The sequence below is a fragment of the Cyclobacterium sediminis genome, assembly GCF_054781075.1.
Window position 1 is genome coordinate 21146 of the sequence record NZ_BAAGVC010000041.1, and the last position, 13437, is coordinate 34582.

Sequence of the window (13437 nt, forward strand, 5' to 3'; positions counted from 1 at the left end):
TAGTGAATTATCGTGTTGTTTTTTGTCAGATGAAGCAGATATAAACTATGCAGTTGCAGCGCTTTAGGATTGCTTTCTTACGAAATTTTTACCAGAGCAGAACCATCTTATCTCCAAATTAAAATTTAAGAATAATAAAATAAATAGGGTACAGAGTAAGGGGTACTCTGCTATTGTGGACTTATGAAAAAAGCAATTGAAAAGGTAAAAAAAAAAATACCCGGAATAAGGCTTGATTTACCTTATTTCGGGTATTCGAAATGTATTATTTTTTAAATGGAAAAACTTTCTCCACAGCCACAGGTTCTTGAAGCATTTGGATTCACAAACTGAAATCCTTTGCCGTTCAATCCATCAGTAAATTCTAAGGTGGTGCCGGCCAAATAAAGTAAGCTTTTTCTATCTACGATTATTTTAACACCCTTGTCTTCAAAAATCTGGTCGGAATCAGTGGTTTTGTTGTCAAAGCCTAGGTCGTACATTAAGCCTGAACAACCACCGCCTTTGACGGATACCCTTATGTTTTCCTCTTCATTTCTGTTCTCTTCTTGTCTAAGTTCAAGGATACGATCCTTGGCCTTTTCTGAAACGATGATCATATCTATTCAAATTTAATTACCCTAATCATTTAACGACAATTAACCGGTAATGTTAGAAATAAATTCCATTTTTCCTACCGAATTATTAAGCAAAGTTAACAAATCAAATGGAAATAGACGCTTTTTCCTGTTCATAAGGGTTTTCCGATGATTGGAAATAATTGGTTTTATGGAAAGTGGGTTTGAATTTTAGCCGATAAGAATGCCTATTCACGAAATGGCCAACTCACAAATATGTTGTACTTTTGTATTTGAAATGGATTGCCCGTGGATTAATGGGAAATTAGCAGATAATATATACTATGGATAAGGAAAAAAGGACTGAAATTTCAAATCTTGGAGAGTTTGGGCTTATTGATATGATAAGTGAGGATATCAAAACCAACCATTCCAGTTCTGTAAAAGGAATAGGAGATGATGCTGCAGTGATTGGCCAAGGGGATGACCTTCGTGTGGTGACAACTGATTTACTTTTAGAGGGAGTTCATTTTGACCTATCATTCACTCCATTAAAGCATCTTGGATTTAAGGCTGTGGCCGTAAATGTAAGTGATGTAGCTGCCATGAATGCGATTCCTACACAAGTGACTGTTGGCATTGGGCTTTCCAGCCGATTTTCGGTAGAAGCTGTAAAAGAACTTTATGAGGGAATTAAATTAGCTGCAACGCATTACAATGTGGATATAGTAGGCGGAGATACCACCTCCTCCAGAGCCGGTTTGGTCATCAGTATTACAGCCATTGGAGAAGTAAAGAAGTCTGCCATCAGCTACAGGTCAGGAGCTAAAGTCAATGATATCATTTGTGCTACAGGTGACTTGGGTGCGGCATTTATTGGGCTTCAGATACTGGAACGTGAAAAACAAGTGTTTTTATCCAATCCAAACATGCAACCGGATTTGGAAAAATATCCTTACATCACCGGAAGGCAATTGAAACCGGATGCCAGAATGGATATTATTCATGAATTTAAAGAGATGGGCTTGGTACCTACTAGTATGATCGATGTTTCTGATGGATTGGCTTCAGAATTATTTCATATCTGTAAGGCATCCGATGTAGGGGTAGCCATTTATGAAGACAAACTGCCCATAGACAAGCAAACATTTGATACAGCTGTGGAGCTAAACTTAGACCCCATTACCTGTGTGTTAAATGGAGGTGAAGATTATGAGTTACTCTTCACTATTAATCAAGATGATTTTAAGAAGCTGGAGAAACATCCTGATATCCATTTTATTGGGCATGTTACTGAAAAAGACAATGGAAAATACCTTATCACCAAAAGTGATACAGCCGTTGAATTAAAAGCCCAAGGCTGGGTACATTTTTAATCCCTGCCTTGAGTTGGTTTTTTATACATTCCTTATTCTTCGGGATAAGGAATGTATAAAAACTTTGTGAATTCAGCATCCACTACAAAAAGACAACAGAATTCATCCGGGTCTTTATAAGCCGCCTTAAACTGTTCTATTCCGTCTTCTTTTATCAATTTTCGCTGAACAAATTCATCCAAATAGGTGATATAATAATTCCAATCCAATGGTTTTTCTTTGTTACTGAGAAACAATTGTCCTATGGGCTGTTCATCTTTGCTAATAGGGAAAATTGGATATTCTGAGAATTTCCTTTTTCTTACTTGGTAGGCAGCTTCTTTAAGTGTTTCACTTATTTTTACAAAATCACTGCTGATAGTGCCCAAGTATTTTCCATTCAATTCCGGGTCATTTTCATTGCTGATCATTCTTGCTCTTTTATTTTAAGTAAAACTACATTTTCAACATGGTAAGTTTGGGGAAACATGTCTACAGGCTGAATTTTTATCACATCATATTTTTCAGCCAGTAAGGCAACATCTCTTGCCTGAGTAGCCGGGTTACAACTCACATATACTATTTTTTCGGCTTCAAGTTTTAAAAGCATGTTTACTACATCCTCATGCATGCCTGCTCTGGGAGGGTCTGTAATAATGACATCTGCTTTTTGGTGGTTGGAGACAAAGGTGTCATCCAATACATCTTTCATGTCTCCGGCGTAAAACAAGGTGTTGTCGATATTATTACGGATTGCATTTTCCTTTGCATCGACAATGGCTGGTTCCACATATTCAATGCCAATTACTTGTTTTGCATCCTTTGCCACGAAATTTGCAATGGTTCCTGTGCCTGTATACAAATCATACACGACCTCATTGCCACTTAGATCGGCAAATTCCCTTGCGACTTTATATAGCTCGTATGCCTGAGATGAATTGGTTTGGTAAAAAGATTTAGGGCCAATTTTAAACTTTAAGCCTTCCATGGTCTCTTCAATATAGTCCTTACCGGCATAAGTATGGACTTCCAAATCTTGAAAAGTTTCATTTTTCTTAAGGTTGATGATGTACATCAAGGCAGTGATTTCAGGAAAACGTTGGTGTAAGAACTCCATTGTTTTATCAATACCTTCTTGGTCATCTGCCCCAAATTGAACAATAACCATCGACTGCCCGTCCAGGGTGGTTCTGATAATCAAGTTGCGCAGTAAACCTGTTTGATTGATAATGTCATAATACCCTAAGCCTTCTTTTAAGGCAAAGGCACCCAATTCATTTCTGACATCGTTGGAGATATTGCCTTGCAGGTAACAGTGATCAATATCAATTATCTTGTCAAACCTTTTAGGAACGTGAAAACCCAAAGCATTCCTTTCAAAGGTTTCTCCCGAATCGATTTCTTCACGGGTAAGCCATCGATTGTTAGAAAAAGTAAAATCTAATTTATTTCTATAATATTGGGTTTTAGCAGAGCCAATTATAGGCATTACCTGAGGTAAAGGGACCTTTGCAATTCGCTCAAATTGATCGATGACCTGTTGTCTTTTATATGTCATCTGCAGTTCATAGGAGATGTGCTGCCACTTACAGCCCCCACAAACACCGAAATGGCTGCAAAAAGGACTGACCCTATCAGAAGAGTATTCATGAATTTTTATTGCCTCAGCTTCCAGGAAGCTACTGCGTCCTTTGGTAACCCTAACATCTACCACATCACCCGGGGCAACATTAGCTACAAAGACCACCTTGCCTTCATGGTGTCCTACACATTTTCCCTCAGCAGCAATTCTTTCGATTTTCAACTGCTCGAGGACCTTATTCTTCATTTTTCTTGACATAGCTCGCAAAATTAATCATTTTCGGTCAAAGGGTTGAATATTGTCCTTCTTGGTTTCAAAATTTTATAGGTCTTGGTTAATGCGGTTCTAAATAATTTTTGATTTATCTGTATTTGGAAGGGGCTTAGTAATCAAGATGGTTGAGGTTTCAAGTAGCAGATCCATGCCCAATGAAAATATCCCTTACCGATGTGCCCAGCTGTCAAATCACTTGCTGCCCTTATCAGTTTGCTTTTCCTGTACCAATTTCTTGAAAATTGACCCGTCGATTTTTTAATAATTTGTAAAAAAAAATGCAATATCACACATAAGAGGTTCAATCTTTTTTGAGTGCGCTATAGGAAAAGTTTGTTTGAATTATCAAATTATTTATTTAACTTATATTTTAGTAGTTAAGCCTTTAAAGAGATAATTAGGAGCAATTTTCAAACTATTTCTAGTAAAATTCAATCCATTAGTATCTTTTTTTGTGTTGTTTATCAACATTATTAAAGTAAACCTACTTAAAATCAAAATATAAAGACTTTAAAAATAACGATACCCGAAATAAAAATTTCATGAAAAATATTATATGGACAATAATAGCAACAGCGATCTTAAGTACTTCTTGTTCAAATAATGCGGATAAAATCACTTACCCAAAAGATTTAAAAATCTTTTCCCTAAATGATTCAATTAAATTTGATCAAGAGTGGTATGATTATAAATATAAAATCGTTTCTTACTCAAATGGTTCCTCTACACACCTTATTAAATGGGCTGAGGCAATTGAAAAGTTTCCGGAAATAGCCTTTCTATTTTATATTGATAAAAAAGACTCTACTAAAATAAAGGAAAGGTTAAAACAGAGAGAGTTTTATTGGCCAGTATTTTACGATCCTGAAAGCAAATTTCTAAAATCAAATAAAATAAAAGGCCTTGGAACTCGTCCCTATTATTATTTTATTTTCGCAGTTAAAGACGACAAAATAATTGATATAGCAAAAAGTAGAAACAACCCTACATTTCCTGAAGATTTTGAGAAATATTTAAATGATTTTTTATCAGAGAATTAAGCAGATAAATTTTAAAACCGATAGTTGAAACTTGAAAAAAGACTTCCCTGATAAAACCATTATGTGATTAACATACCATTAGGTGAAATGAAAATATTACCTTTATGAATAAATGGCGTCCTAATTAACAAGAACGCCATTTAATTAAATCAACAATCACAAAGATTACATTGTGGATAAGCTGCACTGCAACTTTCACTGGTGTAGTAATCAGGATCACAATTGTAAACTGTCATCACACCTTCACAATATTTCATTCTCTGATAACAACTAGCATCCGCATTAAAAATTGGTGCCATACCAATAGTCATAGCAACAGCACATTCAGTTAGCTTTTTCTGTAACAATTTCTTTAAAATTGACGGGTCAATTTTTTAATTATCTGTGAAAACAATGTAATATTACATATGAGGGGGCTCCTTTTTTGGTTCAAACCTAAAATAACTATTTTGGGCAAAAAATGGAATCTCTCCTTTTTTGTTTAGGACGGAATTGTATCTTGGTTAAAAAAAATATGGAAATAAAGAATAAAGTGGTTGTTGTTACTGGGGCCACCTCAGGAATAGGGCAAGCTTGTGCCCTCATTTTTGGTAAAGCCGGGGCTAAAATTTGGATTACAGGTAGAAGCCGAGTTAAATTAGATGAAACATTGCTTCTTCTTCAAAAGGAAGGAGTTGAGTGTGGAGGTGGCGTTTGTGATGCAGCCAAGGCCGAGGATAATGAAAAAATGGCGCATGAGGTTATCCGGCATTATGGGAAAATAGATATATTGATCAACAATGCAGGAATAAGCATGCGAGCATTGTTTAAAGACTTGGACTTGAAAGTTTTTCATCAAGTAATGGATATTAATTTTTGGGGCACCGTATATGCTACAAAGTATTGTATGGATGAAATTCTCAAAAATAAAGGGGCCATTATTGGCGTTTCCTCCATCAATGGTTTCAGGGGAACCCCTGCAAGAACTGCTTACACTGCCAGTAAATATGCCATGAATGGTTTCTTTGAGTCATTGAGGACGGAAGTGATGAAGTTAGGCGTACATGTTCTGGTAGTTTGCCCTGGCTTTACAGCCTCTAATATTAGAAACAATGCTTTAATGGGGGATGGGAGTAGCCAAAGTGAATCGCCTAGAGAGGAAGATAAGATGATGACGGCCGAAGAAGTGGCTGAATCCATGCTGAATGCTCTGCGGAAAAAGAAAAGAGACCTTGTGTTAACTCGCCAAGGGAAATTAGCGGTTTTTTTGAACAAATGGATGCCCGGAATAATGGATAAAATAGTTTACAACCATATGGCCAAAGAAAAAGACTCACCCTTTAAATAATGTCAAAACTAAAAGATGTACTTCGGGTTTATTTGAATAGGTTAGTAGATCTCTCTTCTAACAACCGTTCCATATTCCTTCCCAAAATCATTTCCAGTCAAATGATTGATTTGAAGGATTTTCATTTTTTAAATAACCATGCATCTTTTTTTTATATCACTGAATTACTAGGGAGGAAGAGAAATATTCCTTTGATTCAGGTGCTTGACAGTAGGGATCAAAATGTCAATCAACTTTCTGTACGCTTAAAACGCTTGAAACAACAAGTTAATTTTACCATTGAAGAAACAGGCGAAAAAAGTTTATTTGTAGGTTGGCCTTTTGTGGAAGGCAAGCTACTTAATGGCCAACTCACGCGTTGCCCTTTGGTATTCTTTCCGGTGGAGCTTATTTTAGATGACAAAACCTGGTATCTAAGAAAAAGTGTAGGGGAGTTGCCATTTTTAAACCCTTCCTTTTTACTGGCCTACAGTCAGGCAGTTGGAAAGCCCTTTGATGCAGAGTGGTTGGAGACCTCCCTTGAAGATTTTCATAAGGATGCCATGGGATTTAGAGCAGATCTTTACCAGCTGCTCAAAAACCAGGTCGAATTAAATTTTAGCCGAGAAATATATCAGGATCAATTGGAATTTTTTCCTGACAATAACAGGGAGTTTTTTGAAGAATCCTTTGAAGTCGGATTGTTGAAATTAAAACCATACGCCATTTTGGGCCAGTTTTCTCAAAAAAGCTCTTTTCTGATGGATGATTATGAGCAATTGATTGATCAAGCTGATCAAGAAAACCTAGAGGCTTTGTTTTCTGATTATTTTGCCAATAATACCGACAATCCACACCCTACCACAGAAAACAATTTGTACAATACTTTCCCCATTGATGCAAGCCAAGAGGCTGTCATTAATTATATTAAGTCGGGAAACTCTTGTGTGGTCCAAGGGCCTCCGGGTACAGGGAAGTCTCAGCTCATTTGTAATATGATGGCTGATTTTGCCTCCAGAGGTAAAAAAGTATTGGTGGTTTCTCAGAAACGAGCAGCCCTTGATGTGGTGTATCAACGTATCGCCTCACAAGGTATGGCAAATTTCACTGCATTGGTTCATGACTACCGAGGAGACCGCAAGGAGCTCTATAAAAAAATAAACCACCAGATCAGTTCACTGGAAAATTACAAGGCTTTGAATAGTTCTATTGATGCGATACAGCTAGAAAGAAATTTTAGCCAAATGTGCACCAATATTGAAAGGTATTCAGATTTCTTTGATGCCTATAAGGAGGCATTGTATGACACAAGTGATTGTGGGGCTCCGGTCAAAGAGCTATACCTTACTTCAGATTTTGGAAGTGAAGGGATTGACATGACCCAATTGTATAGAAATTTCCGTCTGGATGATTTGGATGGTTTTTTAAATGATTTTGAGCAATACCAATACTACTATAAGAAATTCCAGGTAGCTTCTTCATTTTGGTTGCATAGGGTTGATTTTTCAGACAAAGGGCCTGAGGCCATCAATGGAGCGAAAGCCACCTTTGAAGAGCTGTCCTTGGTGAAGATTACTGCCAAAAATGATTTGAATTCCATGCTGGCAGATACCTTTGAATATGGGCTTATCTACCAATCTTTCCAGCAAAAGGAAAGAGTGGATGCCTTAAGCCTTGCCATTGACGATCCGCAGATCTATGAAAAGTTTAAGGCCCTGATGAAGCATGATGCAGGAACACTGGATCGCTTATGGTTAGAGAATAAGGTAGATATGATCAGGAAATTACTGATGAATGAGGGCGTGGAATGGGGGATAAGTGATCAAGAAGTGGAAGCCACTTTAGCCTTGGCTGTAGATGCTGTTAAGCAATTGGATTCATGGTACGGTAAACTATCCTTGAATTTCAACCAAAAGAAATATACTGTTATCAAATCGTTGCTAGAAAAGAATGGGTTAAAAAACAGTAAAGAAGACCTTGGGGTTTTGGTACAAAGGCTTGAGAACAGGATGAATCTAAATCATCAATACGCCTTATTGAAACAGAAATCCTGGATAAAACTTCCCGAAAAACCTTTTACCATTGAAGCATTTGAAGAGGTGTCAGCCTTGCATGTCAAAGCGTTGAATGCCAGATTTATCATGAGTGAGTTAGGGGTTTTGGCTTCCTATTTTTATAAACCTCAATTTACCTTCAATCATTTTCAACATTTATTGGAAGGGGTAAGTGTAATTAATGATTGGGTGGAAGACCATTTTTCTACTTGGCGAGAATACCTTACTGAAATTCAGATCAAACACCTATTAAGTGCTGAGGATGAAAAGGGCTTAAAAGAAATTCAGTCCAACCTGGGAAAAGATGTAGATGAATTGAGCCGCTTCGACAAGCTAAGGCACATCATGTCGGAGGAAGAGAAAAAAGTGATAGAAAAATTAATTGATGAATTTCCCGATCGCAATTATGATTCCCTGAAAGAAGTTTTTTTATCCAGTTTGAAAGTGAGTTGGATCAGCCACCTAGAGGCCAAATACCCGGTCTTAAAAGAAATCTATGGCCCCCAAGTCAAGTCAAATATTACTGATTTTGAAAATTCTGTTGAAGAGAAATTAAAAATCGCACGTTTTATTATTGAGATGAGGTTAAGGGAAGGGGTTTGTTCCAATTTGGAATACAATCGGCTAAACAACCTTATATCCTACAGAGAACTGGGGCATCAGGTAGGGAAAAAGCGACAAATTTGGTCTGTGAAGAAATTAATAGCTCACTATAAAGATGAGATTTTTAGGCTGATTCCATGCTGGTTAGCATCTCCTGAGACAGCATCCGCATTATTTCCTTTGACACAATACTTTGATTTGGTAATTTTTGATGAAGCCAGTCAGTGTTATTTTGAAAGGGGCTTGCCGTTGATGTTGAGAGGGAAGCAAGTAGTCATTGCAGGGGACCGGCAACAGCTTCAACCCTATGACCTGTATCAAACAAGGTTGCAGGCTGAAGAAGAAGAAACAATGGAAGTGGAAATTGATGCCTTGTTGGAGATGGCAGCACAGTATTTTCCCACCTATCATCTACAAACCCATTATAGAAGTGCCACTTTGCCCTTAATAGATTTTTCAAATAGAAATTTCTATAAAGGGAAGTTATACATGTTGCCTGACAGGAAGGTTTTGAATAGTGGTGATCATGGATTGAAATTGATCAAAGTGGAAGGAGTATGGAAAGACCAAACCAATATTCAGGAGGCCGAAGAGGTAATGGCTCAGTTACAAAGTGCTCGGGCAATCAACCCTTCAGATAGCATTGGTATCATTACCTTCAATTATCATCAAATGATGCTAATTTCCAGTTTGATAGAGGAAGATGAGTTGTTGTCTCAAGATGAAAACATTCGGGTAAAAAACATTGAAAATGTACAAGGGGATGAGTTTGATCAGGTGATTTTTTCTGTAGGTTATGCTAGAAACCCGGAAGGGAAATTCACGGCTAATTTTGGCCTTCTCTCCAGAAAGGGAGGTGAAAACAGGTTAAATGTAGCCATTACCAGAGCCCGGAAACGAAATGTTCTTATCTCTAGTCTAAAGATGTCTGACTTTAAAGAAAGGCATATGAAAAATGCCGGAATCAGGTTGTTAAAAGAGTATTTGGCTTTTGTAGATGAAGTGCAGCAAGGAACAGCAACCTTGGCTTTGAGACCTGACGCCCCCGGATATGACAGAAATTGGTCATTTAGGGACCGGTTGATAGGTAATTATGGGAGCCATGAGGTAGTGGAAAACCCTTATTCCGCAGTGATGGATCTGGAGGTCAATGAAAATGGTAAAGCCGTGGCAGCAATTCTTACTGATGATCAGCGGTTCTTCTCCTCAAAAACGGCCAAAGAGGCCTTTGTATATCACCCTCGACTGTTGTCTTCTAGAAACTGGAACATCGTGTTTTTATTTAGTCGCCAATATTGGCTAGATAAAGAAGACTTGTTACAAACCAAATTGGCCCAAGTAAAAAGTCAGTCCGGAGAGTGATAGAAGCTTTTAGCAATTATTAGCGACCATTGTATTCTTGTGTAGGGGCTTACAATTATGATCTTCTCACAACCATTTCCTATTTCCTACATGTCTTGGCTTGGATCAATTGTTGGCAATAATTTTCAACCCGACAGATTCGATTCCGGAGAGGGTGTCTTTCCGCATGTATTGTACAAAGTGATAGGAAGATTGGGATAAAACCCTATTCCCAGGAAGGGTGTCATACAAAATTCTTCTATTTCCATAACCCTGCCCAAGAGGTTTTCCTGTTTTGGGATCAAACAACTGGAGGTTGAGAAGGGTATCTGATATGATTTCTTGCGAACTGTCTTTTAGGAAATAGCGAACATAGAGGTTGTTATATTCATATTTATCATCGTACCGAATGCTTAAAATGGAGCTTGTCTCTGTATTTGTCTCCAAAGAGTCCAAAGTGAAAGAAATGGTATCCGTAACCACCCACTCTAATTTCTCAAGGTCTTGATAAGATTCATATACACGGCCATTGTTGCAAGCTGCACTTGCCCATACAATGAAAGCTAGCAAAGCAATGGCCAATATATTATTATTTTTCATCAGGCTTATTTCTGTTTTCACCACCTCTAGGACCTTTATTTCGATTTGGCTTTCGTCTTTTGTTTCTATGGTTACCCTGGTTTTTTGGCGATTTAGCATCGGGATCTTTTGGAGAAGTTCCTGTTTTGCCTTGCGCATTTTGAGGGTTATTCGATCGTTTAGGTGGTCTTCTGTTTTTGGTATTTCGAGGTTTTTCTTCAGGTTTATTCTGCCTTCTTTGGGGTTTTTCCTGCCCTTTATTGTGTGGGTTTGATTTCCTGGATCTGTTTTTCCTTTTCTTTTTAGGCCTAGAATCAGCAAATTTTTTATCCAATAATTCAAGGTCTTGGTTGGTTTTATTGGTATCAATTTCCCCTTCGAAGGCCTTGTCTTGTTGCAGGCTAAAAGGGGTGATCCCTTTTGCATTTTGCTCTATTATGATTTTTACCCTGTCACAATCAATTGAATGCCAATTGTTGTCGTCATTGTAACTGAACCACATCAATCTCCGAAAGATGTCAGTCTTTTGGAGCTTGGCTTTTCCGGCTTGGGTTAGTAAAGGTTTTTCTATATTGGGGATATCTTCGAGCGCACTCATGTAACTTTCTAGCTCAAAGTTTAGGCAACACTTTAACCGCCCACATTGACCCGAAAGTTTACTGGGGTTCAACGAGAGATTTTGGTACCTGGCTGCAGAGGTGGTGACACTTTTAAAATCATGGATCCATGTAGAGCAACAAAGTTCTCTTCCGCATACGCCTACCCCACCAAGTCTCCCGGCCTCCTGCCTTAGGCTGATTTGCCTCATTTCCACCCTGATTTTAAACTCAGAGGCGAGAAGCTTTATCAATTCACGGAAATCAACCCGATCATCCGCTGAGTAGTAAAAGGTGGCTTTGGAATTGTCTGCTTGGTATTCAACATCAGACAGCTTCATGGAAAGCTTTATTTCATCGATGATCTGCTTACCCCTGTAAATGGTAGGCACTTCTCTGTTTTTTGCCTCTTGCCATTTCTCAAGGTCCTTAGGAGTAGCTACTCGGTAGATGCTTAAGATATTGTCATCATTTTTTATTTTTCTTTTCTGCATTTGAAGCCTAACCAGCTCTCCTTGCAAGGAAACATAACCTATATGGTGCCCATTCGGTACATCTACTACTACAGGATCACCTGTAGTGAGTTGCAGGTGTCCTGAATTCCTGTAATAATCTTTTCTACCTCCTTTAAATTTTACTTCTACAATATCAAATTTATCTACTTCCGGTATTCTCATATGGGATAGCCAATCGAAAGCATTCATTTTATTACAATCGCTGGTACCACAACTGCCATTGTTCTGGCAGCCACCAACAGCAGTAGAGTCGGTACTGCAGTTTGCGCATCCTGACATATTATATATATATTTTAGGGAGTTTCCTCCTCGTGAATATGGGGGTTAATTACCTAATCGGAGGATGTCTTGTCCTATGTCTTTTCGGTAATTAGCTTTCTCCCATGTGATTTCGCCTACTCTATCGTAAGCATTCTCAATCGCCTTTTCCACGGTGTCTCCCAAACCGGTGATACCTAAAACTCGTCCACCGTTTGTGACAATTTGCTCACTGGTATTCGTGTTGGTTCCTGCGTGGAATGTAATGGCGTTTTTAATGTTTTTCTTCTCAAGTCCTGAAATAGGCATGCCTTTTTCATAGGCTTCAGGATAGCCTCCTGCCACCATCACAACGGTGGCCGCCGTAGTCGGTGCTATGCTAAGGCTGTAATCTTTTAGGGTTTTATTGGCAGTAGCATTCAGTAATTCCAGAAAATCACTGTTTATTCTTGGTAATACTGCCTGGGTTTCAGGATCTCCCATTCTGACATTGTATTCAATGACATAAGGTTCTCCATCCATATTCATTAAGCCGATGAATAAAAATCCCCTAAAATCTATGCCATCTTTCTGAAGGCCTGAAATGGTTGGCTTGACAATTTTTTCTTCTACTTTTGACATGAACGCCCTGTCCGCAAAAGGGACAGGGCTAATGGCACCCATGCCACCGGTATTGGGACCGGTATCGCCTTCTCCAATCCTTTTGTAGTCTTTGGCTTCAGGGAGTATTTTATAGCTTTCTCCATCCGTGGCCACAAAGACGGAGAGTTCAATGCCGGTAAGGAAAGTTTCGATGACTACTCTTGTGGAGGCTTCTCCAAACTTTTGGCCGATTAACATGTCCTTCAAGCTTTCCTCAGCCTCTTCATAACTGCCACAGATCAGTACACCTTTTCCGGCAGCAAGGCCATCCGCTTTTAGTACTATCGGAAGGTTTTGTTTTTTCAAATAATCAATTCCATCCTGTAAGGTGGAAGGAGTGAAAGTAGCGTACGCAGCTGTAGGGATGCCGTGAGACAACATGAAGTTTTTAGAAAAATCTTTGCTTCCTTCAAGTCTTGCTCCAGATTTTCCCGGTCCAACAATAGGGATATCCGCCACTTCAGGTACTTGGGCCATAAAATCTCTCAAACCTTTAACCAAAGGCTCCTCAGGTCCTACCACTAGGAGGTCAACCTTTTTGTCAATACAAAAGTCTTTTATGGCTTCAAAATCATTTACTCCTATAGATACATTCTGTCCGAAGGCCGAAGAACCGGCATTACCGGGAGCTATCCATAAATTTTTGCATTTTTCACTTTGTTTAATTTTCCATGCAAAGGCATTCTCTCTGCCACCGCTCCCTATAAGCAATATGTTCATTTGGTATTTTCTTTTT

The 13437-nt window shown here is 38.5% G+C and carries 10 protein-coding genes; 4 read left to right on the top strand and 6 right to left on the bottom strand.

The genetic code is table 11. The features are described 5' to 3' along the window. Positions 1-272 precede the first annotated feature (272 nt). On the bottom strand, positions 273-599 hold the full coding sequence (locus tag ACYVHJ_RS19865; RefSeq protein ID WP_303615557.1) for a HesB/IscA family protein: 327 nt from the start codon (positions 597-599) through the stop codon (positions 273-275). Between the two features lie 302 nt (positions 600-901). Here ACYVHJ_RS19865 and thiL point away from each other — a divergent pair, with 302 nt between their 5' ends. After that, positions 902-1933: a thiamine-phosphate kinase gene (thiL, locus tag ACYVHJ_RS19870; RefSeq protein ID WP_460518345.1), complete on the top strand. Its 1032-nt coding sequence runs from the start codon at positions 902-904 to the stop codon at positions 1931-1933. Between the two features lie 32 nt (positions 1934-1965). Here thiL and ACYVHJ_RS19875 read toward each other — a convergent pair whose 3' ends face one another. Next, the gene (locus tag ACYVHJ_RS19875) at positions 1966-2343 is read right to left on the bottom strand and encodes a hypothetical protein (protein WP_303615559.1); all 378 of its coding nucleotides are present in this window, start codon (positions 2341-2343) and stop codon (positions 1966-1968) included. Next, positions 2340-3752 carry a 23S rRNA (uracil(1939)-C(5))-methyltransferase RlmD gene (rlmD, locus tag ACYVHJ_RS19880; RefSeq protein WP_460518349.1) on the bottom strand — a complete coding sequence of 471 codons (1413 nt, stop codon included), beginning with the start codon at positions 3750-3752 and terminating at the stop codon, positions 2340-2342. The genes ACYVHJ_RS19875 and rlmD overlap by 4 nt, the downstream gene beginning before the upstream one ends. Before the next feature lie 557 nt (positions 3753-4309). Between rlmD and ACYVHJ_RS19885 the strand changes: the two genes are divergently transcribed. The 3 genes from ACYVHJ_RS19885 to ACYVHJ_RS19895 all read left to right on the top strand — a co-directional run bounded on the left by ACYVHJ_RS19885 (position 4310) and on the right by ACYVHJ_RS19895 (position 10132). Further along, positions 4310-4807, top strand: a complete 498-nt coding sequence (locus tag ACYVHJ_RS19885; protein ID WP_460518352.1) for a TlpA family protein disulfide reductase — start codon at positions 4310-4312, stop codon at positions 4805-4807. A 514-nt stretch (positions 4808-5321) separates the two neighbouring features. Then, positions 5322-6134: an SDR family oxidoreductase gene (locus ACYVHJ_RS19890; protein WP_460518355.1), complete on the top strand. Its 813-nt coding sequence runs from the start codon at positions 5322-5324 to the stop codon at positions 6132-6134. Further along, a complete protein-coding gene (locus ACYVHJ_RS19895; RefSeq protein WP_460518359.1) occupies positions 6134-10132 on the top strand; it encodes an AAA domain-containing protein in 3999 nt (1332 codons plus the stop codon). Before ACYVHJ_RS19890 ends, ACYVHJ_RS19895 begins: the two co-directional genes overlap by 1 nt. Before the next feature lie 105 nt (positions 10133-10237). On the opposite strand, the gene ACYVHJ_RS19900 is transcribed toward ACYVHJ_RS19895, so the two are convergent. Genes ACYVHJ_RS19900 through purD form a run of 3 tightly spaced genes read right to left on the bottom strand, consistent with a single transcriptional unit; the run spans position 10238 to position 13421 of the window. After that, entirely contained in the window at positions 10238-10711 is a 474-nt protein-coding gene (locus ACYVHJ_RS19900) for a gliding motility lipoprotein GldH (RefSeq protein ID WP_460518362.1), read from the bottom strand. After that, on the bottom strand, positions 10701-12080 hold the full coding sequence (locus tag ACYVHJ_RS19905; protein WP_460518365.1) for a PSP1 domain-containing protein: 1380 nt from the start codon (positions 12078-12080) through the stop codon (positions 10701-10703). The genes ACYVHJ_RS19900 and ACYVHJ_RS19905 overlap by 11 nt, the downstream gene beginning before the upstream one ends. Positions 12081-12125: 45 nt before the next feature. After that, on the bottom strand, positions 12126-13421 hold the full coding sequence (gene purD, locus ACYVHJ_RS19910; RefSeq protein WP_460518368.1) for a phosphoribosylamine--glycine ligase: 1296 nt from the start codon (positions 13419-13421) through the stop codon (positions 12126-12128). Positions 13422-13437: the final 16 nt, after the last annotated feature.

Bases quoted from the DNA above. Each gene is read 5' to 3' on its own strand.
- ACYVHJ_RS19905 (WP_460518365.1), bottom strand. From the start codon at position 12,080: ATGTCAGGATGCGCAAACTGCAGTACCGACTCTACTGCTGTTGGTGGC.
- ACYVHJ_RS19895 (WP_460518359.1), top strand. From the start codon at position 6,134: ATGTCAAAACTAAAAGATGTACTTCGGGTTTATTTGAATAGGTTAGTA.
- ACYVHJ_RS19900 (WP_460518362.1), bottom strand. From the start codon at position 10,711: ATGAAAAATAATAATATATTGGCCATTGCTTTGCTAGCTTTCATTGTA.
- purD (WP_460518368.1), bottom strand. From the start codon at position 13,421: ATGAACATATTGCTTATAGGGAGCGGTGGCAGAGAGAATGCCTTTGCA.
- thiL (WP_460518345.1), top strand. From the start codon at position 902: ATGGATAAGGAAAAAAGGACTGAAATTTCAAATCTTGGAGAGTTTGGG.
- rlmD (WP_460518349.1), bottom strand. From the start codon at position 3,752: ATGTCAAGAAAAATGAAGAATAAGGTCCTCGAGCAGTTGAAAATCGAA.
- ACYVHJ_RS19885 (WP_460518352.1), top strand. From the start codon at position 4,310: ATGAAAAATATTATATGGACAATAATAGCAACAGCGATCTTAAGTACT.
- ACYVHJ_RS19890 (WP_460518355.1), top strand. From the start codon at position 5,322: ATGGAAATAAAGAATAAAGTGGTTGTTGTTACTGGGGCCACCTCAGGA.
- ACYVHJ_RS19875 (WP_303615559.1), bottom strand. From the start codon at position 2,343: ATGATCAGCAATGAAAATGACCCGGAATTGAATGGAAAATACTTGGGC.
- ACYVHJ_RS19865 (WP_303615557.1), bottom strand. From the start codon at position 599: ATGATCATCGTTTCAGAAAAGGCCAAGGATCGTATCCTTGAACTTAGA.